Source organism: Curtobacterium sp. MCLR17_055 (assembly GCF_003234305.1).
In the GTDB taxonomy this organism is placed as follows: Bacteria; Actinomycetota; Actinomycetes; order Actinomycetales; family Microbacteriaceae; genus Curtobacterium; species Curtobacterium flaccumfaciens.
In genome coordinates this window covers 36,463-60,319 of record NZ_QKSX01000008.1, presented here as the reverse complement: position 1 = coordinate 60,319, position 23,857 = coordinate 36,463, and the positions used below count along the sequence as shown (strand labels likewise).

The window sequence follows — 23,857 nt, the reverse complement described above, 5'->3', positions numbered from 1 at the left end:
GACGCGGTCGCGTCTCAGGCGCCGGGGCGCGCTCCAAGGGTCGCCAGGCGTGCGGCGGCGTCCTCCAGGACACTCCGGCGCTTGCAGAACGCGAAGCGCACCAGGGACCGGTAGCCGGATACCCGGTCCGGGCGGACGAACGCCGAGACCGGCACGCCCGCGACACCGGCCAACGCGGGCAGTTCGAGGCAGAACGCACGGGCGTCGTCGTACCCGAGCGGCGCGGCGTCGGCGAGCACGAAGTACCCGCCGTCGGGCCGCATCACGTCGAAGCCCGCCGCCGTCAGTCCGTCGGCGAGCAGTTCGTGCTTCGCGCGCAGGTCGGCGGCGATGCCGGTGAAGACCGCGTCGGGCAGGCGGAGTCCCACGGCGACGGCCGGTTGGAAGGGCGCGCCGTTCACGAAGGTGAGGTACTGCTTGACCGTCGTGATCGCGTCGACGAGTGCCGGGGGAGCGGTGAGCCAGCCGACCTTCCACCCGGTCGTGTTGAAGGTCTTGCCGGCGCTCGAGACCGACACCGTCCGCTCGGCAGCGCCGGGCAGGGTCGCGATGGGCGTGTGCGGGACGGCGAACGTCAGGTGTTCGTAGACCTCGTCCGTGATGATCACCGCGTCGCGCTCGGTGGCCAGGTCGACGATCGTCTGCAGCACCTCGGTGGGCAGGACCCGGCCGGTCGGGTTGTGCGGGGTGTTCACGAGCACGGCGCGGGTGCGGTCGGTGAAGGCCGCGCGGAGCGTGCGCTCGTCGGGCAGGAAGTCGGGCGCGGTGAGCGGGACCGTGACGTGCACGCCGCCGGCCAGCCGGATGAGCGCTCCGTAGGCGTCGTAGAACGGCTCGAAGGTGATCACCTCGTCACCGGGTTCGACCAGCGCGAGGATCGTGGCGGCCAGCCCCTCGGTGGCGCCGGCGGTGACGAGGACCTCGCGGTCGGGGTCCACCTCGAGCCCGTACCACCGCTGCTGGTGCTCGGCGATCGCCGCCCGCAGGTCAGGGGTGCCCCGGCCCGGCGGGTACTGGTTCACGCCGTCGCGGATCGCCTGCACCGCGGCCTCGAGCACCTCGGCCGGCCCGTCCTCGTCGGGGAAGCCCTGCCCCAGGTTGACCGCGCCGGTGCTGGCGGCGAGGGCGCTCATCTCGGCGAACACCGTCGGTGCGGGGACCCCGTCCGGTCCCAGCAGCATCGCTCCGTCGGCGGCTCGCAGCCACGGTCCTGCCTGGCGCATGTGGTTCCCTCCCGTGCGGGCGACGACGTGTCGCGCTGAACGGACCCCAACCTAGCTGTCCGTCCCGCGGCAGACCGGGCCACCGTGTACAGCGCACGCATAAGATCGCCAGGGGTGGCTCGCAGCCTCGCCAGAAGGACCGCTCAGGTGCTTGCGACAGACTGCACGAGCTTGAAAGGAGCACGTCCAGCATGACCGACACCACGCCCAGCGGGCAGGGCGACGACCGCCGTCCGGACGATGCGGCTCCGCCTGCCGCCAGTGAGGACGCCGCAGCAGCGGCCACGAGAGGGAACACGTCGATGCCGAACGACTCCGACCAGCCGGACGAGACCCCTCGCCCGAACCAGAACCAGCACGACGAGACGACCCCGGACCACACGGACGTGATCCGGTCGTCGACGGACCACCCGACCGACCGCTACACCGCGCCGTACCCCGCCGTCTCCGGCGACTCCTCGGGTGCGCAGCAGGGCGGCTACGGCCAGCAGACGTCGCCGTACGGCCAGCAGCCCCAGCAGAGCCAGAACCCGTACGGCCAGCCCTCGCAGTACGGCCAGCAGACGCCGCAGGCCCAGAACCCGTACGGCCAGCAGAGCCAGTACGGCCAGCAGCCCCAGAACCCGTACGGCCAGCAGAGCCAGTACGGCCAGCAGCCCCAGAACCCGTACGGCCAGCAGTCCCAGTACGGCCAGCAGCCCCAGAACCCGTACGGCCAGCAGTCCCAGTACGGCCAACCGGGCGGCGAACGCCCCCGCTACGGCGAGTACGCCCAGCCGACGTCCTCGACCGCTCCGAGCTCGTCCTCCGAGTACGCGAACGCGTCCGCGCAGGCCCCGCAGTCGGCCACGAGCGCCTTCGGCGACGTCGACGGCGCGAACCAGCGCAACGGCCACTACTTCAGCGACGACGCCTCCGGCGCAGCCGCGACCACGACGACGAAGGACCGCTCGGGCCGCAACAAGCTGCTCCTGCCGATCATCGCCGGCGTAGTCGTTGCTGGGCTCGTGGGTGGCGGCGCCGGATGGCTCGCCTCGTCGGCGACCAACGACGGTGGCAGCGTGGTGTCCTCCGGTTCGTCGCAGGGCGGCAACCTGACCGTCAACGACTACGACTCCGCTACCGTGGTCACCGCCGTCGCGGCACAGGCGACCCCGTCCGTCGTCACGATCAACGTGTCCGCGAGCAACGAGGCCGGCACCGGTTCCGGCGTGGTGATGAGCAAGGACGGCTACATCGTCACGAACACCCACGTGGTCACCCTCGACGGCGACAGCTCGAACGGCCGGATCACCGTCACGACCTCGAACGGCAAGATCTACGCGGGCAAGCTGATCGGTACCGACCCGACGGTCGACCTCGCGGTCATCAAGATCGATGCGACCGACCTCAAGCCGATGGAGTTCGCGGACTCGTCCAAGCTCAACGTGGGCGACACCGCGGTCGCGATCGGCGCGCCCCTGGGCCTGTCGAACACCGTCACCGACGGCATCGTCTCGACGCTGAACCGCAGCATCCAGGTCACCTCGAGCGCCCCCAGTGAGGGCGGCGACTCGAACGAGGGCGGCAACGGCGGCTCGGGTCCCTTCGACTTCTGGGGCAACGGTGACAACGGCAGCAGCTCGTCCGCGAACACCACCGTCTCGCTCCCGGTCATCCAGACCGACGCATCGATCAACCCGGGCAACTCCGGCGGTGCGCTGCTCGACTCGAAGGGCCGACTGATCGGCATCAACGTGGCCATCGCCTCGGCCGGCAGCTCGTCGTCGTCGGAGTCGGCCGCCGGCAGCATCGGCGTCGGCTTCTCGATCCCGGCTAACCTGGTCAAGCGGGTCGCGAACGAGATCAAGGACAACGGGTCGGCGACCCACGGGCTCCTCGGCGCAACGGTCGGCGACGCCACCGAGGACGCCAGCGCCACCCAGGTCGGCGCCCTCATCAAGTCGGTGTCCAACGGCGGTGCCGCGGCGAAGGCCGGTCTGCAGAAGGGCGACGTCGTCACGAAGATCGGTTCGGCGTCGGTCTCCGACGCCACCGACCTGACCGCGCAGGTGCGCTTCTTCGCGGGCGGCGCCTCGACGACGATCAGCTACGTCCGGGACGGCCAGACCCGCCAGGCCGACGTGAAGCTGGGGACGTTCGACAGCAAGGGCTGACGCCACCACACGACGGACAGGAGGCCCGGGGCACGACGTGCGCCGGGCCTCCAGTCCGTCACGCGGCGCGTCCCGCGCCGACGCAGGTGGGCGGTTCGGCCTCTTGATAGGCTCATGGTCGCTCTGCGGGGCGGCACCGCCCCGGTGCGTCCCGTGCCGCCAGCCAGCACCCCGAGGTACGCATGCAGTCAGACGGACAGCCCCTGCCGGGCGTCTCGTACGTGATGCCCGTGCTCAACGAGGTCACCGAGGTCCGGGCCGCCGTCGGCAGCCTGCTCGACCAGGACTACACGGGCCCGTTCGAGGTCATCCTCGCGCTCGGGCCGTCGATCGACGGCACGAACGAGCTCGTCGCCGAGATGAGCGCTGCCGACCCCCGGATCCGCGCGATCGACAACCCCGTCGGGTCGACGCCCGCCGGGCTGAACGTCGCGATCCGTGCGTCCGTGCACCCCGTCGTCATCCGGGTCGACGCGCACTCGGTCCTGCCGACCGACTACACGCGGATCGCGGTGCACACGCTCCTCGAGTCCGGTGCGGACAACGTCGGCGGCATCATGCGCGCCGAGGGCCGGACCCCCTTCGAGCGGGCCGTCGCCCTGGCCTACGGCAGCCGTGTCGGGCTCGGTGGCACCCCGCACCACGTCGGCGGCACCGCGGGCCCGGCCGAGACCGCCTACCTCGGCGTGTTCCGACGCGAGCGGCTGTTCGACGTCGGACTCTTCGACGAGGGCATCAAGCGCGGACAGGACTGGGAACTCAACCGGCGGCTGCGCCAGACCGGCGGGACCGTCTGGTTCACGCCGGAACTCGTCGTCACGTACCGCCCGCGGCCGAGCCTGAAGCGCCTGGTGCGGCAGTTCGTCGCCACCGGGCTCTGGCGCGGCGAGCTCGCCCGTCGGTTCCCGGCCAACAACGGCCTGCGCTACTTCGTGCCGCCGGCCATGGTGGCGGCGATGGCACTGGGCATCGTCGCCGGGCTCGTCGGCATCGTCGGCGCCGTGCTCGGTACCCCGCTCGCCTGGGCGCTGCTCGGGTTCGTGGTGCCCGTCGTCTACCTGCTCTTCGTCGTCCTGGGGTCGATCGCCGTGGCGCGCCGCTCCGGGCTGCCGACGCTCCTCTGGCTGCTCGTCGTGCTGCCCTGCATCCACGTGGGCTGGGGGCTCGGGTTCATCATCGGGTTCCTGACCCGCACGTCCGAGCTGACCACCCACACGGGACGGTGACCGAATGACCGACCAGCCCACGACCGGCCGCGGATCCGCACGGCCGACCTCGATCGCCGAGCTCCGGGCCGTCGCCCAGCCGGACGAGGTCCGTGCCCGCGCCAACGCCGAGCACTGGACGGCCTCGCTGTACCTGCGCGACGTCTCGCCGTACCTGACCTGGGTGCTCCTGAAGACCCGTGTCAGCGCGAACCAGGTCACCGGCCTGATGATCCTGGTGGGCTGGAGCGTCGCTGCCGCCCTCCTCATCCCCGGCATCTGGGGCGCCGCGCTGGCGCTCGTGCTCGGCCAGCTGCAGATGCTCGTCGACTGCTCCGACGGCGAGGTCGCCCGGTGGCGCGGCACCAAGTCGCCCGCCGGGGTGTTCCTCGACAAGGTGGGGCACTACACGACCGAGGGCCTGATCCCGGTCGCGCTCGGCATCCGGGCAGCCACCTGGCCGATCCACGACGCCGACTGGATGTGGACCACGATCGGCTGCGCACTCGGACTGGTCATCGTGCTGAACAAGGCCCTCAACGACATGGTGCACGTGGCCCGCGCGAACGCCGGGCTCGACAAGCTCGTCGACCGGCGGGACGCCTCCACCGCGCCGTCGGGTCGGAAGCTCGCCTCGCTCCGCCGTCTGGCGAAGTTCCTGCCGTTCCACCGCCTGTACCACTCGGTCGAGCTGAGCATGCTCGCGTTCGTCTTCGCCCTGCTCGCCCTGGTGATCGGCGACCCGCTCGCCAGCCGGATTCTGGTCGGTGCGCTGTTGCCGCTCGCGGTGCTCGCGACGGTCGGGCACTTCCTGGCGATCATCGCCTCGAAGCGGGTCAAGGCGTGACCGAGGACACGACCGTGCCCGGAACGCTGCGCCGCCACGCGGTGGTGCGCCGCGGACGACCGCGCGTCGCCGTCGTGAGCCTGTCGCAGGGCACCCGGCCGGACGACCTGCGCCGCGGGCTGGACAGCGTGCTCGCGCAGCAGGACGTCGAGCTCGACGTCGTCTGCGTCGGCAACGGCTGGGCGCCGACCGGGCTGCCGGACGGCGTTCGGGCGCTGGCCCTGCCCGAGAACGTCGGGATCCCGGCCGGGCGCAACGCCGGGGCCGAGGTCGTCGACGGCGACTACGTGTTCTTCCTCGACGACGATGCGTGGGTGCCGTCGCCGACGTTCCTGCGCGACGCGATCGCGGTGTTCGAGCACGATCCGTCGCTCGGCCTCGTGCAGCCACGGGTCGTCGACCCCACGGGCGCCGCGAACCCCCGCCGGTGGGTCCCGCGGATCCGGAAGGGCGAGCCGGATCACTCGTCGCCGGTCTTCTCGGTCTGGGAAGGCGCCGTCGTGCTGCCGATGGACGTGTACCGGGCCGTCGGCGGCTGGGGTGCCGAGTACTTCTACGCCCACGAGGGCATCGAGCTCGCCTGGCGCGTCTGGGACGCCGGCCGTCGGACCTGGTACGCCGGGGACCTCGTCGCGCACCACCCCGCGATCGACCCGGCGCGGCACACCGAGTACTACCGGTTGAACGCCCGGAACCGGGTGTGGCTCGCTCGACGCAACCTGCCGGCGGTGCTGCGACCGCTGTACGTGGGGTCGTGGGCCGCGATCCAGATCGCGCGCTGGTCGCGTCACCCCCGCCGACTGGCCACCTGGTTCGGTGGGATCCGTGAAGGATGGACGACCGACTGCGGTCCGGTCCGCCCGATGGGCTGGCTCACAGTCGCACGGATGACCATCGCAGGGCGGCCGCCGGTCGTCTGACCCGCCCGCCCCGTACCGCCCGAGCAGACCCGGAGAACGACCATGTCGATCATCAGCGACCTGCGGACCGCACTGCGGCTCGTCGAGCGACTCCTGACGTCGCGCCGGAGCCGGCGGCAGCTCGCACAGCGACTGCCGTCCGCGCCGAAGCCGACGCCCGGTTCGGTCGAGATCGCCGTGTACTTCGCCGACGGTCCGGTCAACATGTACCAGGTGCGCCAGTGGTACGCGCCGCTGGCCGAACTCGCGAAGACGCACCCGGTGGCGATCGTCTCGCGGAGTCCGGGCACCATGCTGACCCTGCTCGACGAGTCGCCCGTGCCCGCGGTCTACGCCCGGCAGGTGGTCGACCTCGAGCACTTCGTCGACACCCAGGCGCCGAAGGTGGTGCTGTACGTCAACCAGAACGCCCGCAACTTCCAGATGATGCGGTACGGGCGGATGTGGCACGTCTTCGTCAACCACGGCGAGAGCGACAAGATGTACATGACCACGAACCAGTTCAAGGCGTACGACTACGCCCTGATCGCGGGGGACGCAGCACGCGATCGTCTGGCCGAGGCGCTGTGGGACTACGACCTGGACGCCCGGACCATCGCGATCGGACGCCCGCAGGCCGACCACTTCGCCGGAGCGGCCCCGTACCCGGACGACGACCGGACCGTCGTGCTCTACGCCCCGACGTGGGAGGGCGACCGCGGTGCCGCAGCGTACGGGTCGATCGCGTCGCACGGCACGGTCATCGCCGAGCAGGTGCTGGCATCGCCCCGCCACCGCCTGGTCTACCGCCCGCACCCGCGCAGTGGTGTGCTCGACCCGGCGTACCGCGCGGCGCACGAGCGCATCGTGGCGGCGATCAGCGCGGCCAACGCCGCCGATCCCGCCGCGCACCACCTGTACGACGACGGCGGTGACCTCGGCTGGCAGCTGGCGGACGCTGACGTCGCGATCACGGACATCAGCGCGATGATCTACGACCGGCTGGCGGTCGGCAAGCCCCTCATCGTCACGCGGCCGGTCTCGCCGGAGGCCGACGTCGACGAGCGGGGCTACCTGAGCGACGCGAACTGGCTGACCGCGGCCGATGCTCCGTCGGTGCTCGCCCGTGTCGACGCGGCCGCGAGCGACGCCGAGGAGCTCGCGCGCCTGCAGCACTGGGTCGCACGGTACTTCGGCGACACGACCCCGGGTGCCGCCACGGAGCGGTTCCACGAGGCCGTGGAGTGGCTGCTCGAGCGGTGGCAGACCGTCGCGGCCGAACGCGACGGGCGCTGACGGCCGATCGTCACCCCGGGTGCTCCGTGGCGCAGGTCGGCGCAGGGTCACGGCTGGAGCCCCGGCCCGACGAGTGACATCCGCCAGAGGTACTCGGACCGGTCGGGCCGACGCCACCGCACGATGACGACCCCCGTGTCCTCGGGGTCGGCGCCGAACACCGCCAGCGACAACGACCTGCCCGGGTCGAGGCGGCGCACCGCGAGCGGCGGGCAGTAGCCGTTGCCCAGATGGGTGAGGGAGAGCCCGTCGACCGGCTCGGGGCCGGTGTTGACGAGGTCGTACCGACGCGGTGCGTGCGATCGGTCGACGGCGAACGGGACGGCGTACGCGGTTGGTGGGTGGTGCATGGGTGGAACGTTAGGGGGAGGGTCCGACGGCGGGACCCCGGGGGCGCTCACGAGGACCGGGGCTGTGGAGGGAGCCAGCGATACCGGTGTTGGTGCAGGGGGAGTACCCCGGCCGGTCAGGAGCCGTAGTCGGCCGCGTACCGGGCCAGCGCGGCCTCGATGGTGCCGTCGAGCTGCAGACGACCCTTGTCGAGGTACAGCCCCCGGTCGCAGAAGCGGCGGAGGTCCTTGTCGCTGTGCGAGACGAAGAACAGCGTCCGGCCGCCGGCCAGGAGCTGCTCGATCCGCTTGTAGCACTTCTCGCGGAAGGCCTTGTCGCCCACCGCCAGCACCTCGTCGACCAGGATGACCGGTTCGTCGAGCCGCGAGATCACCGCGAACGCGATACGGACCTTCATGCCGCTCGACAGGTGCTTGTAGGGGGTGTCCACGAAGTCGGCGATCTCGGCGAAGTCGATGATCTCGTCGAAGGCGTCGCGGATCTCGGCCCGCGACATGCCGTGCAGACCCGCCGTCAGGTACACGTTGTCGCGCACCGTGAGGTCCCCGACGAAGCCACCGGTGATCTCGATGAGGGGGGCGACACCGGCACCCACGTCGACGCGGCCCTCGTCGGGCAGCATGACCTGGGCCACGAGCTTCAGCAGGGTCGACTTGCCCTGGCCGTTCCGTCCCACGACGCCGATCGCCTCGCCCGGGCGGACGTCGAACGACACGTTGCGGAGCGCCCAGAACTCATCGGCACGCTTGCGGCGCCCGCGTCCGGCGAACAGGTCCTTGAAGTTCCGGCTCGCGCGACGGTTGCGCTTGAAGCAGATGCCGGCGTCGCGCACCGAGATGACCGGTGCGACGGTCTCGGTGCGACTGGTCTGGTCGGTCGCGGTCATCACAGCTCCTTCAGCACGCGGTGCTCGCTGCGGCGGAACACCGCGAACCCGATCACCAGGACGATGCCGGTCACGACCACCGAGGCGCCGACCTCGAGCCAGTCGAGCTGGCCGGGGAAGAACGCCGCGCGGTACATGCCGAAGATGCCCGTGAGCGGGTTGATCGCGGCGATGTCGCGCAGGGCGGAGGGCAGCGCGTGCGTGCCGTAGATGATCGGGGACGCGTAGAACAGGAACCGCAGCACGAGCTTGGTGGCGCGCTCGAGGTCGCGGAAGAAGACCACCAGCGGGGCGACGATGAGGCCCAGGCCGTAGACCAGCGCGCACTGCAGCACGATCGCCAGCGGGAAGAACACGACCTGCCAGTGCAGGTGGGCACCCGTCGCGATCGCGAAGGCCGCCAGGACCGGCAGGCTCAGCAGGAACTCGATGCCCTTCGACGCGATGATCCGTGCCACCCAGATGGTGCGGGGGATGGTGGTCGAGCGGATGAGCTTCGATTCCTTGATGAACGCCCGGGTGGAGTCCGAGACGCCGCCGGTGAACCACATCCACGGCAGCAGCGCGGACAGCAGGAACACGATGTACGGATCCTCACCGACCGAGCCGCGGTGGAAGACCTGCGTGAAGACGAACCAGTAGATCCCCGACATCACGAGCGGGTCGAGGATCGACCACACGTAGCCGAGCGCCGACGTCGAGTAGCGGACCCGGAGGTCGCGGACGGTCAGCAACCACAGGGCCTGACGATAGCGCCGACCGGCGCTCCGGGCCTTCGCGGGTACGGGAGCCACGGGCGCGGTCGGCGCACTCGCTGTGGTCACGGTTTCCCTCCGGGCGGAACCGCCGAGGGGGTCCTGACGGTGGTTCAGGCGAACAGGTTGTTCGCGCGCTCGAGGTCCTCGGCGAAGTCGATCTCGACCGCGTACAGGTCGGAGATGTCGATCGGCGTCCAGCGTAGCCCGTCCTCGGCGATGGCAGCCTCGATGCCGCCCTCGAAGTACTCCTGGTCGTCGACGCGCCCGAGCTGGCGGATGAGGGCCTGCTTGTCGGCGGCGGAGACGTAGTTGATGCCGACGGCTTCGCCGAGACCCCCGACGACCTGCTTGGAGAGCTTGTGGATGAAGCCCTCGGCGTCGACGGTGTACTTGACCTCTTCGTCGGAGACCTTGTCGGTGTTGACGCTGACGAAGGAACGGCCCTCGTCGATCATGTCGGCCGCACGGACGAGCGCCATCGGGTCGAAGACCACGTCGCCGTTCATCCAGAGGACACCGCTCTTGCCGGTCGCCTTGAGGGCACGCAGCAGGCTCTTCGAGGTGTTGGTGGAGTCGTAGGACTCGTTGTAGACGAAGTTCGCGTCGGGGAACGCCTCGACGATGTGCTCCGACTTGTAGCCGACGACGATGGTCACGCGGGCGCTCGAACCGAACGCGGCGCGGATGTTGTCGAACTGCTGCTGCATGATGGTGCGGCCGTCACTGAGCTCCGTGAGCGGCTTCGGCAGGCTGCGGCCGAGACGGCTGCCCATCCCCGCTGCGAGGATCACGATCTGCGTGGTCATGCTGGTCCCTTCTGGTGTCCGCCCGCGCACCCTGGGGTACGGGCGGGCCTCGTCGAGTCTGCGCTTCCAACGTCCGAGTTGCCCGAGAACCGGTCGCGTCGACGTGGTCGTCGCAGCGAGGAGGCTGCCGGGATCGCCTGCTGGAGCAGGTTTCCAAGTGGTGAACACTCCTTCGTGCCCTGGTGAATGATACGGAAACACCCCCTCGCGGGGTACGGGTCTGCGTGCTTCGTACTCAATTCGTGACCCTGGCCGAGACGGTTCCCGACGATCGGAGAGCGTTGGTACGGTGGGTCGATGCCAGCGCGAGCAGAGAACGAGGACGTGTACGCCACGGCCGACGCTGCCTGGATGACCGAGGCGGGGGACGCCGACGACGCGGACACCGCCGCGGCTGCTGAGGACGACGCAGCCGACGACGACACGGGGGACACTGATGCGGACGACGCCGCCACTGATGACGCGATGACCGACGGGACGGCCGTCCGCACCGACGCGACGACGGCGACCAACCCGGACGACGCGACGACCGGCACCGACGCGACAACGGGCACCGACGCGACGACCGAGACCCGCACAGACGACACGACGACGGACAACCGCACCGACGACGCGACGGCCGCAGCGCCCCGCCCCGCGAAGGCGCGCAACGGCAAGGGACGCACCAAGCGCCCGACGAAGGCCGCCCCGCGGACCGACGCCGCGCCTCCCGTCCCGACCGACGCGGACGAGGCGACGGACGTCGCCGACCGGGCGAGCACCGCCGCGCCCGCGGCGAAGAAGCGTGCGCCCCGCACCGCCGCCCCGAAGCAGCCGCAGACGCTCCAGCCCGTCGTGCTCGCAGCGAGCGGCCTGGTCAAGCGGTACGGGCAGACCCTGGCCGTCGACGAGGTCGACCTCGAGATCCGGCAGGGCTCCATCTTCGGCGTGGTCGGCCCGAACGGCGCCGGCAAGACGACGACCCTCTCCATGATCACCGGACTGCTGCGCCCCGACGCCGGCTCGGTGACGGTGCTCGACCACGACGTCTGGGCCGACCCGACGGCGGCGAAGCGCAGTCTCGGTGTGCTGCCGGACCGGCTCCGCCTGTTCGACCGGCTGACCGGCGCGCAGCTCCTCTACTACTCGGCCACGCTCCGCGGGCTCGACGGGGCCACCGCCCGGAAGCGCAGTGCCGACCTCGCGGAGGCCTTCGGGCTGGGCGAGGCGCTGGGCCGCCAGGTCGCCGACTACTCCGTCGGCATGGCGAAGAAGATCGCCCTGGCCGCGACCCTGATCCACTCGCCGCGGGTGCTCGTGCTCGACGAACCGTTCGAGTCGGTCGACCCGGTGAGTGCGGCGACGATCACGGACATCCTGCGCCGGTACACCCGGGGCGGCGGCACGGTCGTGCTGTCCAGCCACTCGATGGAGCTCGTGCAGCGCACCTGTGACTCGGTCGCCATCATCGTCGGCGGTAAGGTCCTGGCGTCCGGCACCATGGCCCAGGTCCGCGGGCGCAAGAGCCTCGAGGACAAGTTCGTCGAACTCGCCGGCGGTCGTGTCGTCGCGGAGAGCATGGAATGGTTGCACAGCTTCTCCGGCTGAGGGCGGACCTGCTCGCGGGCGAGGTCCGCGGCACCGCCCGCCGGTCCGTCGCCGTCGTGCTCGGGAGCCTCGCCGGGCTCCTCGCCGCCGTGTTCGTCGCGGCGCAGACCATCGCACTCGGTGACGCCGACCCGGAGGTCGCGCGTGCCGTCATCGTGCCCGTCGGCACCCTGATCACCTTCGGCTTCACGGTCGTGCCGCTCGTCGTCGGCCGGAGCGACCAGCTCCACCCTCGGCGCTTCGCGGTCTTCGGCATCGAGCGCCGTCGCCTGGCGATCGGACTCGTCGTCGCCGGCCTCGTCGGCATCCCGGTGATCGGTGTGGTCGTCGTCGCGGTCGGCCAGGTCGTCGCCTGGGCCCGTGACCCCGGTCTCGGGCTGCTCGCGGTGCTCGGTGGGCTGCTCGGCGTCGCCACGTGCGCGCTCCTCATCCGGGTCTGCTGCACCGTCGGCTCCCGGCTGATCGGGCCGGACCGCTCCCGCGACGCCGGGTGGCTGGTGGCGCTCGTCATCATCGCGCTCTCGATCCCGACGGTGGCGCTGCTGCTGCGCGTCGACTGGCTCGACCCGCAGGGTGCTGAGATGCAGCGCGTCGCGGACGTCGCCGGGTGGACCCCGTGGGGTGCCGCGTGGGCCGTGCCCGCCGAGGTCGCGAGCGGCCACGTCGGCGCCGGTGTCCTGAAGCTCCTCGTCGCGGTCGTCGTCGTCGCGCTCCTCGCCTGGGCGTGGTGGGCACTCGTCGGCCGTGCGCTCGAGACCGTCGACGACCGCGCCCGCACCCGCCGCTACCAGGGCCTGGGCTGGTTCGACCGGTTCGGTTCGGCCCCGGTGTCGGCCGTCGCTGCCCGGGCGCTCACCTACTGGGTGCGCGACCCGCGGTACCGCACGTCGTACCTGATCATCCTGCTCGTGCCGATCGTCGTCATCCCGCTCGGTGTCGCCGGGGTGCCGTGGCAGTGGACCGCGCTCGTGCCGCTCCCGCTGATGGCGTTGATCGCCGGGTTCCTGCCGCACAACGACGTCTCGTACGACAACACCGCCGTGTGGCTGCACGTCGCCTCGGGTGCGCCCGGGTGGAGCGACCGGCTCGGTCGTGTCGTGCCCGTGCTGGTCGTGGGGGCGCCCGCGATCGTCGCCGGGGCCGCGCTGTCCGCCCGGCTGTTCGGAGACTGGTCGGCGTTCCCGCTGCTCATCGGCGTGAGTGCGAGCGCGCTGCTGTCCGGGCTCGGGTTGTCGAGCGTCCTGTCCGTACTCATGCCCTACCCGACGGTGCGCCCGGGCGACCACCCGTTCCAGCAGCCCCAGGCCGCCGGCGTCACCGCCACGGTCGCGCAGGCGTCCATGGTGATCGGCATCGTGCTCTGCACGGTCCCCGCAGCCTGTCTCGCGGTGCTCGCCGTCGTGCAGGGTCCGGAGCCCTGGTCGGTGCTGACGCTCCTGGTGGGCATCGGGGTCGGTGCCGTCGTGCTCGTGATCGGTGTCTCCGCCGGCGGACGCCTGTTCGACCGCCGCGGCCCCGACCTGCTCGCCGCGGCACAGCGCAACTAGCGACACAGCGCAACGAGCGGCACAGCGCAACGAGCGGCGCAGCGCATCGGGCACCGAGCGACTCCGCGCGACGATCGCCCAGCGCGGACGAGCGGCGCGCCCGAGGGCGGACCGTCGTACCCTGGACCCATGAGCATGACGGAACCAGGCGGCGGCCTCGACGTGATGGACCGGGAGCTCGAGAAGCTCCTCGAAGACGAAGCGATCGAACCCGGTGACCACGAGCGGTTCTCGCACTACGTGAAGAAGGACAAGATCCTGCAGTCGGCGCTGTCCGGCAAGCCGGTCAAGGCCCTGTGCGGCAAGAAGTGGATCCCGGGTCGCGACCCGGAGAAGTTCCCGGTCTGCCCGGACTGCAAGGCCATCTACGAGAAGATGAAGTCCGAGTAGACGCGACCAGCAGACGGACGGGAGGCCCGTGGCGACGCCGCCACGGGCCTCCCGTCCGCCTTTAGGTCGCTTCGTGAGCAGCAATGGTCGGGTCCGTCACGCAGACCCGACCATTGCTGCTCACGAAGCGGCGCCGCGACGCGCGACGTGCGTGCCCTAGATCACCAGGGTGGGGATGGCGGGGTCGCCGCGCCCGATGCGCGACGCGTCTGCGGGCAGCTCCGCCTTCGCGCGCTTGTGGTGCGCGCGTGCGGCCTCGACGCCCTGCGTGCCGAGGAACGCCGGGTCGACCTCGCCGCCGGTGACCACGGGGACCAGCAGCGGCCGCTCGTCCGGGCCGACCTGCGCACCGGTGAGCACGATCTCGGCGGTGGCGACGCCGTTGCGGAGTCGTCGGCCCGCCTCCTTCCGGCCCCCGATCGACGCCTTGTCGGCCGACTTCTTGGCGACGGGGACCCAGTCGCCGCCGTCCGCGTCCCGGTGCGCGACGAGCTTGAACACCATGCCGGCGGCCGGGTGCCCCGAGCCGGAGACGACCGAGGTGCCGACGCCGTACGAGTCGACCGGGGCGGCTCGGAGCGCGGCGATCGTGTACTCGTCGAGGTCGTTCGTCACCGTGATCTTCGTTCCCGTCGCGCCGAGGCGGTCGAGCTGCGCACGCACGGCGGCGACGACGGACGGCAGGTCACCGCTGTCGATCCGGACGCCGCCGAGCTTGCCGTCGGTGAGCCGGACGGCCGTCTCGACCGCGGCCTCGATGTCGTAGGTGTCGACGAGCAGGGTCGTGCCGCTGCCGAGCGCGTCGAGCTGCGACCGGAACGCCTGCTCCTCGGAGTCGTGCAGCAGCGTGAAGGCGTGCGCGGCGGTGCCCATCGTGGGGATGCCCCAGGTGCGCCCGGCCTCGAGGTTGCTCGTTGCACCGAAGCCGGCGACGTAGGCGGCACGAGCGGCGGCGACGGCGTTCCACTCGCCGGTGCGGCGGGAGCCCATCTCGGCGAGCGGGCGGCCGTCGGCGGCGGACACCATCCGGGCGGCAGCCGAGGCGATCGCGGAGTCCGCGTTGAAGATGCTCAGGGCGAGGGTCTCGAGCACGACGGCCTCGGCGAAGGTGCCCTCGATCTGCAGGATGGGGGAGTTCGGGAAGTAGACCTCGCCCTCCCGGTAGGCGCGGACGTCACCGCTGAACCGGTAGTCGGCGAGCCACGAGGCGGTGCCGGCGTCGATGACACCGCGGTCGCGCAGGAACCCGATCTCCTCGTCGCCGAAGCGGAAGTCGCCGAGGGCGGTGAGGAAGCGTCCGAGCCCGGCCGCGACGCCGTAGCGGCGGCCGTCCGGCAGCCGCCGGGCGAACACCTCGAAGACGCATCGGCGGTCGGCGGTGCCGTCCTTCAGGGCGGCGTCCACCATGGTGAGCTCGTACTGGTCGGTGAGGAGCGCGCTGGTCACGTCTCCGACACTAGTGACGTACCGGTGGGGAGGCCCGGAGCACCCCGTGCGCCCGGCCTGCGTGGCGCGCGTGCGTCGGTGCTGGTCGGCCTGCGTCGGTACGCTGGTGCCGTGACGGATGCACCGATCGGAGTCTTCGACAGCGGGGTCGGCGGCCTCACCGTGGCCCGCGCCATCATCGACCAGCTCCCGCGCGAGAGCATCCGGTACGTCGGCGACACCGTGCACTCGCCCTACGGCCCGAAGCCCATCGCCGACGTCCGCCGCTACGCGCTCGAGGTCATGGACGACCTGGTCGAGCAGGGCGTGAAGGCCCTGGTGATCGCGTGCAACACTGCCTCGTCCGCCGTGCTCCGCGACGCCCGCGAACGGTACGAGCAGGCGTACGGCATCCCCGTCGTCGAGGTCATCCAGCCCGCGGCCCGCGCCGCCGTCAAGCAGACCCGAACGGGCCGCATCGGGGTCATCGGCACCGTCGGCACCATCGCGTCGCGCGCCTACGAGGACGCCTTCGCGGTCGCCGCCGACGTCACGCTGACCACAGCCGCGTGCCCCCGGTTCGTCGAGTTCGTCGAGGCCGGGGACACCTCGTCGCCGTCGCTGCGCGAGATCGCGGCCGGCTACCTCGACCCGATCCGTGCCGCCGACGTCGACACCCTCGTGCTCGGCTGCACCCACTACCCGCTCATGTCCGCCGCGATCCAGTTCGTCATGGGTCCGGAGGTCACGCTCGTCTCCAGCGCCGAGGAGACCGCGAACGACGTCTACCGCCGGCTCGTGGAGCACGGGCTCGAGCGCACCGCGACCACCGCCCCGACGTACTCGTTCGAGGCGACGGGCGATGACAAGAACGGCTTCATCCGGCTCGCCCGGCGCTTCCTCGGTCCCGAGGTCTCGAGCGTCGGCCACCTCCAGACGGGGGCCATCACGCTGCCCCGCACCGAAAGGACCCCATGACCGACAACCTCCGCGTCGACGGCCGCACCGCCACCGACCACCGTCCCGTCACCATCGAGCGGGGGTGGAGCACGCAGGCCGAGGGCAGCGCGCTCATCTCCTTCGGCAACACCAAGGTGCTCTGCACCGCGTCGTTCACCAACGGCGTGCCCCGCTGGCTCGCAGGCAAGGGCACCGGCTGGGTCACCGCCGAGTACTCGATGCTGCCGCGGTCGACGAACGAGCGCATGCAGCGCGAGTCCATCAAGGGCAAGGTCGGCGGCCGCACCCACGAGATCTCCCGCCTCATCGGTCGTTCGCTCCGCGCCGTCGTCGACACGAAGGCCCTGGGCGAGAACACCCTCGTCATCGACTGCGACGTGCTGCAGGCCGACGGTGGTACCCGCACGGCGTCGATCACGGGCGCGTACGTGGCGATGGCCGACGCGATCGAGTGGGGCCGCGCCAAGGGCTTCATCGCGAAGAAGGCCACCCCGCTCACCGACAGCGTGCAGGCGATCTCGGTCGGCATCGTCAAGGGGGAGCCGATGCTCGACCTGGCCTACACCGAGGACTCCGCTGCGGACACCGACATGAACATCGTCACGACGGGGTCGGGCAAGTTCATCGAGGTGCAGGGCACCGCCGAGCACGCGCCGTTCGACCGTGACGAGCTGAACGTCCTGCTCGACCTCGGCCTGGCCGGCAACCAGTCGCTCGCGGCGATTCAGCGTTCGGTCCTGGGTCTGGCGTGACGTCCCGCGAGGTGGTGCTGGCCACCCACAACCAGGGCAAGGTCGTCGAACTGCGTGAGATCCTCGGGTCGGCGCTGGGCGAGGGTGTCGAACTCGTCGGGTACGACGGCCCCGAGCCGGTCGAGGACGGCGACAGCTACGCCGCGAACGCCCTGATCAAGGCGCGTGCCGCCGTCGCGCACACGGGGCTGCCGGCGCTCGCCGACGACTCCGGGATCGCCGTCGACGCCCTCGGCGGGGCACCGGGCATCCACTCGGCCCGCTACGCCGGTACCCGCTCGGACGCGGACAACATCGCGCTGCTGCTCACGAACCTGCAGGGCGTCGTCGAGCGGACCGCCGCGTTCGTGTGCGCAGCGGCCTTCGTGACGCCCGACGGTCAGGAGCACGTCGTCGAGGCCGTCTGGAACGGCGAGGTGCTGACCGAGCCCGTCGGTGACGGCGGGCACGGCTACGACCCGGTGTTCCGGCCGGACGACGCCGACCGCTCGTCGGCGGAGCTGACCCGCGACGAGAAGAACGCCCTGTCGCACCGCAGCAAGGCGTTCCGCGGGATCGCACCGATCGTGCGGGAGCACTTCGGCGTCTGAGCGCCGCCGCTCGTTCCGTTCCGCACAACCGAAGTCGCCCCGAACCACGTGATCGCGTGGTCCGGGGCGACTTTGGTTGTGCAGGGCGCTAGAGCGTCGGGTCGACGGTCGGGGCCGTGGCGGCCTCGGCCTCGTTCGTGTGCTTCGCCTTGCGGGCGTTGCGCAGGTACGTCAGCGCCATCGGTACGACGGTCACGACGACCGCGGCGAGCAGGATGATGTCGATGTACTCGCGGACGATGTGCGCCACGAACGGGATGTGCCCGATGAAGTACCCGAGGAACGTCACGCCGACGCCCCAGACCACGGCCCCGATCGCGTTGTAGAGCGAGTACTTCTTGTAGTCCATCCGGCCGACGCCCGCCGCGATCGGGGCGAAGGTGCGGACGACCGGCACGAAGCGCGCCAGGATCACGGCCAGGGGGCCGAAGCGGTGGAAGAACGCGTTGGTACGCTCGACGTTCGCCTTCGAGAAGAGCCCGCTGTCCTTGCGTTCGAAGATCGGGGGCCCGGCCTTCTTGCCGATGTAGTACCCCAGCTCGCCGCCGAGGAACGCGGCGGCGCCGATCATCAGCGCTGCGACCCAGATCGGGATGCCACCGATCTCGCCACCGCGGTCGAAGGCGAACAGGCCGGTGATGACCAGCAGGCTGTCGCCGGGGAAGATGAAGCCGATGAGCAGACCGGTCTCGGCGAACACGATCGCGCAGACCACGAGCACGGCGATGGCCCCGAAGTGGTCGAGGATGTACTGCGGATCGAGCCACGGGATCAGGGCGAGTGCGACGGAGTGCATGGTTCTTCCGGTCGTGGAGCGGGAGTCACGGGGAGGACTCCCGCGGGATGAGGGTACCGCCCGGAAGTGACCGGGCCATCCCTCGCAGGGTTGACCTGCACGAGGCGTGCGGATGACCGCAACGGTGCGCCAGGAGGGACTCGGTGCGGAAGGAGGGACTCGAACCCTCACGCCTGGGGCACAGGAACCTAAATCCTGCGTGTCTACCGATTCCACCACTCCCGCGAGCAGCGGCAGTCTACCGAGCGCGGGGTGCGGGGCGGACGTGCGCCGGGCCTCCAGGCCGTGGGACGCACCGTGCGCGGTCCGCGACCCGGTGCGAGGAACCGGACGTGGTGCGGGGTGGGCCGAGTGCCACCGAGTACGGAACCTCGCACGGTGCGCCAGCGCAGCAGCGCGTCAGCGCAGCGGGCGCGGCAGGTACCGGGGCACGTACCGGAGCAGGATGCCCGCGCCGACCAGGCCGAGCACGCCCATCACCCCGCTCGCGACGGCGATGGACGCGACGGCGGTCACGCCGGAGATGAGGAGCGGTGCGGCCGCCGACCCGAAGTCGCCGGTGAACCGCCAGGCCCCCAGGAACGGTGCCGGGGCGTCGCGCGGTGCGAGGTCCGCGCCGAGCGTCATGAGGATGCCGGAGCCGACCCCGTTGGCCAGGGACATGCCCATCGCGATCGCGACGAACCAGCCGACCCGTGCGTCCAGGTGGCCGCTCCAGGCGAGCAGGAAGTAGCTGATGCTCAGGCCGAGCATGCAGGGCAGGGCGCTCGCGAGGCGTCCCCACCGGTCCATGATCTGCCCGCTCGTGTAGAACAGCGCGAAGTCGACGGCTCCGGCGATGCCGATCACGAGTGCCGCGGTCGAGTCGTCGAGGCCGACGCTCACCGCCCAGAGCGGCAGGATCACCTGCCGCCCGGCGCGCATCGCACCGATCAGGCCGGCGCCGCTGCCGAGCCGCAGCAGGACCGCCCCGTTCGCGCGGATGGTGCGGAAGAGCCCCTGCGCCTCCTGCTGGACGAACTGCGCGCCGGTGTCGGCGGGCGGTTCGGTCGCGTGGTCGCTTGCGTCCGTCGCGTGGTCGGCCGACAGCCGGGAGGCCCGTGGCGGCAACCGCAGACCGCGTGTGCCCGTCGCGGGGTCGCGCAGCACCAGGAGCACGGTCGCCGCCGCCAGGCAGCAGACGACGTGGATCCAGAAGGCGCTGCTGGTGGTCCCGGTCAGGTGGATGACGCCGGCGGCGATGAACGGGCCGACGAAGTAGCCGAAGCGGAAGACGCCGCCCAGGCTCGACAGCGCCCGGGCCCGGATCCGCAGGGGGATCGCGGTGGTCATGTAGGCGTGCCGGGCGAGGGCGAACACCGCGGTGGAGACGCCGACCAGGAACACCCCGAGTGCCAGGACCCAGGCGTTCGCGGCCGTCGTGGCGACGACGAGCCCGACCACCGACACCAGCGCGGCGCCGATCATGGCGTTCCGCTCGCCGATGCGGGCGACGACGATGCCGGACGGCACGTCGCCGATGAGCTCCCCGACCAGGATGAGTGAGGCGACGAAGCCCGCGAACGCCAGGCTGGCACCGAGCGAGTCGGCCGCGATCGGGATGATCGGGATGATCGCGCCCTCGCCGATCGCGAAGAGCGCGGCCGGCAGGAACCCGGACAGCAGGACGGACCGGAAGTCGAATGAGTCGTTCCCCGTCGTGGCCATCGCCCGACCAACGGTACGCCAGCGGTACCGCTTCGTCGGCGGGTTACCCTGGAGGCATGCGTGTTCTTGCGGCGATGAGCGGTGGTGTCGACTCGGCGGTGGCCGCAGCCCGGGCGGTCGACGCCGGCCACGACGTGGTGGGTGTGCACCTGGCCCTGAGCCGGATGCCCGGCACCCTGCGCACCGGCAGCCGCGGGTGCTGCACCATCGAGGACTCGATGGACGCCCAGCGCGCCGCGTCGGCCCTCGGGATCCCGTACTACGTGTGGGACTTCTCGGCCCGGTTCAAGGAGGACGTCGTCGACGACTTCGTGGCCGAGTACCAGGCCGGCCGCACCCCGAACCCCTGCATGCGCTGCAACGAGCGGATCAAGTTCGCGGCGCTGCTCGAGAAGGCACTGGCCCTGGGCTTCGACGCCGTCGCGACCGGGCACTACGCGTCGATCGTCACCGGTCCGGACGGCTCCCGCGAGCTGCACCGGTCGGCCGCGTGGGCGAAGGACCAGTCGTACGTGCTCGGCGTCCTGACCGCCGAGCAGCTGCAGCACGCGATGTTCCCGCTCGGCGCGACGCCGTCGAAGGACGAGGTCCGGGCCGAGGCCGCCGAGCGCGGGCTGACGGTCGCCCAGAAGCCGGACTCCTACGACATCTGCTTCATCCCGGACGGCGACACCCGCGGCTGGCTGGCGGACCGCGTCGGCACCGCGCCCGGCGAGGTCGTCGAGCGTGACGGCACGGTCGTCGGCTCGCACGAGGGCGCCACCGGCTACACCGTCGGACAGCGCCGCGGCCTGGCCCTCGGGCGCCCGGCACCGGACGGCAAGCCCCGGTTCGTGCTCGAGATCCGCCCGAAGGACAACACCGTCGTCGTCGGCCCGAAGGAGGCCCTCGCCGTCACCTCGATGTCCGGCTCGCGGTTCACCTGGGCGGGCACGGCCCCGGCCGACCCGGCGACGCCCTTTGCCTGCGACGTGCAGATCCGCGCGCACGCCGACCCGGTGCCCGCGACGGCCCGCGTGCAGGACGACGTGCTCGTGATCGACGTCGACGAGCCGCTGCACGGGGTCGCTCCCGGCCAGACGGCTGTGGTCTACGTCGGCACGCGGGTGCTCGGCCAGTGCACGATCGACACCACGGTCAGCGCCGTCCCCGTCGACGCCTGAACCCGCCGCTCCCGGGGCACACGCTCGCTGCACGCCGCGTCGGTGGTGCACGGTAGAACTGATGCCATGAGCGAGACCGACGCGACGTTCGAGACCATCGACTCCGACGGGCTCGACGCCGCCCAGGCCGCGCGCGAGGTCGACCGGTTGCGCGCCCGCGTCACCGAGCTGCGCCACGACTACTACGAGGGCAATGCCTCGCCCCTGTCGGACGCCGACTACGACGCCCTGGTGCACCGCCTCGACGCGATCGAACGGCGGTTCCCGGAACTCCTGACGCCCGACAGCCCGACGCAGACCGTGGGCGGGCAGGCGCAGACGACGCAGTTCGCGCCGGTCGAGCACGCCGAGCGCATGCTCTCGCTCGACAACGTCTTCAGCCCCGACGAGCTGACCGAGTGGGCCCTCAAGGTGCAGCGGGACGCCGGTGCCGAGCGGGTGCGGTTCCTGACCGAGCTGAAGATCGACGGCCTGGCCATCAACCTGCGGTACGAGCACGGTCGGCTCGTCTCGGCCGCCACCCGCGGTGACGGCGTGGTCGGCGAGGACGTCACCGGCAACGTCCGCACGATGGGCACGATCCCGGACCGCCTGTCCGGCACCGGTCACCCGCCCCTGGTCGAGGTCCGGGGCGAGATCTTCTTCCCGGTCGCCGAGTTCGACGAGCTCAACGCCAACCAGCGCGAGGCAGGGGAGCGCGTGTTCGCCAACCCGCGCAACGCCGCCGCCGGGTCCCTCCGCCAGAAGGAAGAGGGCAAGTCCGAGGCGAAGCGTGCCCTGATGGTCGACCGGCTGCGGCGTCTGCGGATGCTCGTGCACGGCATCGGCGCGTGGCCCGTCCGTGAACTCGAGCAGGGCACCGACGTCCGCAGCCAGTCCGAGGTCTACGAGCTGCTGCAGACCTGGGGACTCCCGACGAGCAGCCACTACCGGGTGTTCGACACCATCGACGAGGTCAACGGCTTCGTCCGGACCACGGGGGAGCGCCGTTCGTCGGTCGAGCACCAGATCGACGGCGTCGTGGTGAAGGTCGACGACCTCGCCCTGCACGAGGAACTCGGGTCGACGTCGCGGGCGCCGCGGTGGGCGATCGCGTACAAGTACCCGCCGGAAGAAGTGCACACGACGCTCACCGACATCGTGGTCAGCGTCGGCCGCACCGGCCGTGCCACCCCGTTCGCGGTGATGGCCCCGGCCGAGGTCGCCGGGTCCGTCGTCCGCCAGGCCACGCTGCACAACCAGCAGGTCGTCAAGGCGAAGGGCGTGCTGATCGGCGACACGGTGGTGCTGCGGAAGGCCGGCGACGTCATCCCCGAGGTGCTCGGCCCGGTGGTCGAGCTCCGGGACGGCTCCGAGCGCGAGTTCGTGATGCCGACCAACTGCCCCGAGTGCGGCACCGAGCTCGCCCCCGCGAAGGAAGGCGACATCGACCTGCGCTGCCCGAACGCGAAGAGCTGCCCGGCGCAGGTGCGCGGTCGGGTCGAGCACATCGCCTCGCGCGGGTCGCTCGACATCGAGGGGCTCGGCGAGGTCGCGGCCGCAGCACTCACGCAGCCGCTCCGCCCGGAGACCCCGCCGCTCGTCACCGAGGCCGGACTGTTCGACCTGACGATGCAGGACATCGTCCCGATCGAGGTCATCGTCCGCGACGCCGAGACCGGCATGGAGAAGGTCGACGACGACGGCACCCCGAAGCGCGTCACACCGTTCAGCCGGGCGCGCAAGAAGACCGACCCGCCGTTCGACCCCGAGGCACGCGGTGCCGACTACACCGGTGAGCCGAGCCGCTACCCGTCGAAGAACGCGTTCGAGATGCTCGCGAACATCGACGCCGCCAGGACGAAGCCCCTGTGGCGGATCCTGGTCGGCCTGAGCATCCGCCACGTCGGACCCGTCGCCGCCCGGGCCCTGGCGAACCACTTCGGGTCCCTCGACGCGATCCGGTCGGCATCGCGCGAGGACCTCGCCGCCGTCGACGGGGTCGGCGGGATCATCGCCGACGCCCTGCTCGCCTGGTTCGACGTCGACTGGCACCGCGAGATCATCGACCGCTGGACCACGGCCGGCGTGCAGTTCACCACCCCGGGCCACCCCGGCCCGGGCAGCGCCGACGTCGAGGGCGGCGTGCTGAGCGGCGTCACCGTCGTCGCCACCGGGTCACTCGAGGGCTACACGCGCGAAGGTGCACAGGAGGCGATCATCACCGCCGGCGGCAAGGCTGCCTCGAGCGTGAGCAAGAAGACCGACTTCGTGGCGGCCGGTCCGGGTGCCGGTTCGAAGCTCACGAAGGCTGAGCAGTTGGGCGTCCGGATCATCGACGCCGAGCAGTTCCACCTGCTCGTGACCGAGGGGCCCGCGGCGCTCGCCGAACCGGAAGCGCCCACGACCGAGGACTGAGGACCGAGGACCGACCGGGCGCGCAGCACGCCCGGTCGCATCCGCTGAGCGCGGCGCGCCGCCGAACGCGCCCAGTTCGGGGGACAAGTTGCATCGCGCATGGATGATCCGCGGAC

At 71.4% G+C, this 23,857-nt stretch carries 21 protein-coding genes and 1 tRNA gene; 13 read left to right on the top strand and 9 right to left on the bottom strand.

Going from position 1 to position 23,857, the window contains the following annotated elements:
- Positions 1 to 14: 14 nt before the first annotated feature.
- Positions 15 to 1,223 carry an aminotransferase class I/II-fold pyridoxal phosphate-dependent enzyme gene (locus DEJ09_RS08670; protein WP_111088204.1) on the bottom strand — a complete coding sequence of 403 codons (1,209 nt, stop codon included), beginning with the start codon at positions 1,221 to 1,223 and terminating at the stop codon, positions 15 to 17.
- A gap of 191 nt (positions 1,224 to 1,414) precedes the next feature.
- Between DEJ09_RS08670 and DEJ09_RS08665 the strand changes: the two genes are divergently transcribed.
- The 5 genes from DEJ09_RS08665 to DEJ09_RS08645 all read left to right on the top strand — a co-directional run bounded on the left by DEJ09_RS08665 (position 1,415) and on the right by DEJ09_RS08645 (position 7,626).
- Positions 1,415 to 3,379 carry a S1C family serine protease gene (locus DEJ09_RS08665; RefSeq protein ID WP_258373836.1) on the top strand — a complete coding sequence of 655 codons (1,965 nt, stop codon included), beginning with the start codon at positions 1,415 to 1,417 and terminating at the stop codon, positions 3,377 to 3,379.
- Positions 3,380 to 3,561: 182 nt separating this feature from the next.
- A complete protein-coding gene (locus DEJ09_RS08660; RefSeq protein WP_071405450.1) occupies positions 3,562 to 4,605 on the top strand; it encodes a glycosyltransferase family 2 protein in 1,044 nt (347 codons plus the stop codon).
- A gap of 4 nt (positions 4,606 to 4,609) precedes the next feature.
- Positions 4,610 to 5,431 (top strand): CDP-alcohol phosphatidyltransferase family protein, encoded by an 822-nt coding sequence (locus DEJ09_RS08655; protein WP_110864465.1) that lies wholly within the window; start codon positions 4,610 to 4,612, stop codon positions 5,429 to 5,431.
- 44 nt (positions 5,432 to 5,475) lie between these two features.
- On the top strand, positions 5,476 to 6,351 hold the full coding sequence (locus DEJ09_RS08650) for a glycosyltransferase family 2 protein (RefSeq protein WP_111088257.1): 876 nt from the start codon (positions 5,476 to 5,478) through the stop codon (positions 6,349 to 6,351).
- A 42-nt stretch (positions 6,352 to 6,393) separates the two neighbouring features.
- Entirely contained in the window at positions 6,394 to 7,626 is a 1,233-nt protein-coding gene (locus DEJ09_RS08645; RefSeq protein WP_111088203.1) for a CDP-glycerol glycerophosphotransferase family protein, read from the top strand.
- Between the two features lie 47 nt (positions 7,627 to 7,673).
- Here the strand turns inward: DEJ09_RS08645 and DEJ09_RS08640 are convergent, their stop codons facing one another.
- The 4 genes from DEJ09_RS08640 to DEJ09_RS08625 form a co-directional block, all read right to left on the bottom strand.
- Entirely contained in the window at positions 7,674 to 7,976 is a 303-nt protein-coding gene (locus tag DEJ09_RS08640; RefSeq protein WP_071405447.1) for a hypothetical protein, read from the bottom strand.
- Between the two features lie 116 nt (positions 7,977 to 8,092).
- Complete coding sequence (locus DEJ09_RS08635; protein ID WP_111029535.1) at positions 8,093 to 8,863, bottom strand: ABC transporter ATP-binding protein; 771 nt, start codon at positions 8,861 to 8,863, stop codon at positions 8,093 to 8,095.
- Positions 8,863 to 9,687 (bottom strand): ABC transporter permease, encoded by an 825-nt coding sequence (locus DEJ09_RS08630; RefSeq protein WP_375537953.1) that lies wholly within the window; start codon positions 9,685 to 9,687, stop codon positions 8,863 to 8,865. Before DEJ09_RS08630 ends, DEJ09_RS08635 begins: the two co-directional genes overlap by 1 nt.
- A 44-nt stretch (positions 9,688 to 9,731) precedes the next feature.
- The gene (locus DEJ09_RS08625; RefSeq protein WP_110862735.1) at positions 9,732 to 10,427 is read right to left on the bottom strand and encodes an NTP transferase domain-containing protein; all 696 of its coding nucleotides are present in this window, start codon (positions 10,425 to 10,427) and stop codon (positions 9,732 to 9,734) included.
- A gap of 297 nt (positions 10,428 to 10,724) precedes the next feature.
- On the opposite strand from DEJ09_RS08625, the gene DEJ09_RS08620 reads away from it, so the two are divergent.
- The 3 genes from DEJ09_RS08620 (at position 10,725) to DEJ09_RS08610 (ending at position 13,951) form a co-directional block, all read left to right on the top strand.
- Positions 10,725 to 12,014, top strand: a complete 1,290-nt coding sequence (locus DEJ09_RS08620) for an ABC transporter ATP-binding protein (RefSeq protein WP_246552106.1) — start codon at positions 10,725 to 10,727, stop codon at positions 12,012 to 12,014.
- A complete protein-coding gene (locus tag DEJ09_RS08615) occupies positions 11,990 to 13,561 on the top strand; it encodes an ABC transporter permease (protein ID WP_111088201.1) in 1,572 nt (523 codons plus the stop codon). Before DEJ09_RS08620 ends, DEJ09_RS08615 begins: the two co-directional genes overlap by 25 nt.
- A 129-nt stretch (positions 13,562 to 13,690) precedes the next feature.
- Entirely contained in the window at positions 13,691 to 13,951 is a 261-nt protein-coding gene (locus DEJ09_RS08610) for a DUF3039 domain-containing protein (RefSeq protein WP_111033217.1), read from the top strand.
- Between the two features lie 156 nt (positions 13,952 to 14,107).
- On the opposite strand, the gene DEJ09_RS08605 is transcribed toward DEJ09_RS08610, so the two are convergent.
- Entirely contained in the window at positions 14,108 to 15,397 is a 1,290-nt protein-coding gene (locus DEJ09_RS08605) for a nicotinate phosphoribosyltransferase (protein WP_111088200.1), read from the bottom strand.
- Between the two features lie 111 nt (positions 15,398 to 15,508).
- Between DEJ09_RS08605 and murI the strand changes: the two genes are divergently transcribed.
- The 3 genes from murI to rdgB are packed head-to-tail and all read left to right on the top strand — an operon-like array spanning position 15,509 to position 17,678.
- Positions 15,509 to 16,354, top strand: coding sequence for a glutamate racemase (gene murI / locus DEJ09_RS08600; RefSeq protein ID WP_027464600.1), 846 nt, complete (start codon positions 15,509 to 15,511; stop codon positions 16,352 to 16,354).
- Positions 16,351 to 17,088 (top strand): ribonuclease PH, encoded by a 738-nt coding sequence (rph, locus tag DEJ09_RS08595; RefSeq protein ID WP_027464601.1) that lies wholly within the window; start codon positions 16,351 to 16,353, stop codon positions 17,086 to 17,088. Before murI ends, rph begins: the two co-directional genes overlap by 4 nt.
- The gene (gene rdgB, locus DEJ09_RS08590; RefSeq protein WP_027464602.1) at positions 17,085 to 17,678 is read left to right on the top strand and encodes an RdgB/HAM1 family non-canonical purine NTP pyrophosphatase; all 594 of its coding nucleotides are present in this window, start codon (positions 17,085 to 17,087) and stop codon (positions 17,676 to 17,678) included. The genes rph and rdgB overlap by 4 nt, the downstream gene beginning before the upstream one ends.
- An 88-nt stretch (positions 17,679 to 17,766) precedes the next feature.
- Here the strand turns inward: rdgB and DEJ09_RS08585 are convergent, their stop codons facing one another.
- The 3 genes from DEJ09_RS08585 to DEJ09_RS08575 form a co-directional block, all read right to left on the bottom strand.
- Positions 17,767 to 18,474 (bottom strand): DedA family protein, encoded by a 708-nt coding sequence (locus DEJ09_RS08585; protein WP_111088199.1) that lies wholly within the window; start codon positions 18,472 to 18,474, stop codon positions 17,767 to 17,769.
- A gap of 144 nt (positions 18,475 to 18,618) precedes the next feature.
- Positions 18,619 to 18,699, bottom strand: a tRNA-Leu gene (locus DEJ09_RS08580).
- Positions 18,700 to 18,873: 174 nt separating this feature from the next.
- The gene (locus tag DEJ09_RS08575; RefSeq protein WP_111088198.1) at positions 18,874 to 20,181 is read right to left on the bottom strand and encodes an MFS transporter; all 1,308 of its coding nucleotides are present in this window, start codon (positions 20,179 to 20,181) and stop codon (positions 18,874 to 18,876) included.
- A gap of 56 nt (positions 20,182 to 20,237) precedes the next feature.
- Here DEJ09_RS08575 and mnmA point away from each other — a divergent pair, with 56 nt between their 5' ends.
- Both mnmA and ligA read left to right on the top strand, forming a co-directional pair.
- The gene (mnmA, locus tag DEJ09_RS08570) at positions 20,238 to 21,344 is read left to right on the top strand and encodes a tRNA 2-thiouridine(34) synthase MnmA (protein WP_031259645.1); all 1,107 of its coding nucleotides are present in this window, start codon (positions 20,238 to 20,240) and stop codon (positions 21,342 to 21,344) included.
- A gap of 66 nt (positions 21,345 to 21,410) precedes the next feature.
- Positions 21,411 to 23,741 carry an NAD-dependent DNA ligase LigA gene (gene ligA, locus DEJ09_RS08565; protein WP_111088197.1) on the top strand — a complete coding sequence of 777 codons (2,331 nt, stop codon included), beginning with the start codon at positions 21,411 to 21,413 and terminating at the stop codon, positions 23,739 to 23,741.
- The last annotated feature ends 116 nt before the right edge of the window (positions 23,742 to 23,857 follow it).

Coding starts and splice junctions, on each gene's coding strand:
- DEJ09_RS08670 (WP_111088204.1), bottom strand. CDS start 1,223: ATGCGCCAGGCAGGACCGTGGCTGCGAGCCGCCGACGGAGCGATGCTG.
- DEJ09_RS08665 (WP_258373836.1), top strand. CDS start 1,415: ATGACCGACACCACGCCCAGCGGGCAGGGCGACGACCGCCGTCCGGAC.
- DEJ09_RS08660 (WP_071405450.1), top strand. CDS start 3,562: ATGCAGTCAGACGGACAGCCCCTGCCGGGCGTCTCGTACGTGATGCCC.
- DEJ09_RS08655 (WP_110864465.1), top strand. CDS start 4,610: ATGACCGACCAGCCCACGACCGGCCGCGGATCCGCACGGCCGACCTCG.
- DEJ09_RS08645 (WP_111088203.1), top strand. CDS start 6,394: ATGTCGATCATCAGCGACCTGCGGACCGCACTGCGGCTCGTCGAGCGA.
- DEJ09_RS08640 (WP_071405447.1), bottom strand. CDS start 7,976: ATGCACCACCCACCAACCGCGTACGCCGTCCCGTTCGCCGTCGACCGA.
- DEJ09_RS08635 (WP_111029535.1), bottom strand. CDS start 8,863: ATGACCGCGACCGACCAGACCAGTCGCACCGAGACCGTCGCACCGGTC.
- DEJ09_RS08625 (WP_110862735.1), bottom strand. CDS start 10,427: ATGACCACGCAGATCGTGATCCTCGCAGCGGGGATGGGCAGCCGTCTC.
- DEJ09_RS08620 (WP_246552106.1), top strand. CDS start 10,725: ATGCCAGCGCGAGCAGAGAACGAGGACGTGTACGCCACGGCCGACGCT.
- DEJ09_RS08615 (WP_111088201.1), top strand. CDS start 11,990: ATGGTTGCACAGCTTCTCCGGCTGAGGGCGGACCTGCTCGCGGGCGAG.
- DEJ09_RS08610 (WP_111033217.1), top strand. CDS start 13,691: ATGAGCATGACGGAACCAGGCGGCGGCCTCGACGTGATGGACCGGGAG.
- rph (WP_027464601.1), top strand. CDS start 16,351: ATGACCGACAACCTCCGCGTCGACGGCCGCACCGCCACCGACCACCGT.
- DEJ09_RS08585 (WP_111088199.1), bottom strand. CDS start 18,474: ATGCACTCCGTCGCACTCGCCCTGATCCCGTGGCTCGATCCGCAGTAC.
- DEJ09_RS08575 (WP_111088198.1), bottom strand. CDS start 20,181: ATGGCCACGACGGGGAACGACTCATTCGACTTCCGGTCCGTCCTGCTG.
- mnmA (WP_031259645.1), top strand. CDS start 20,238: ATGCGTGTTCTTGCGGCGATGAGCGGTGGTGTCGACTCGGCGGTGGCC.
- ligA (WP_111088197.1), top strand. CDS start 21,411: ATGAGCGAGACCGACGCGACGTTCGAGACCATCGACTCCGACGGGCTC.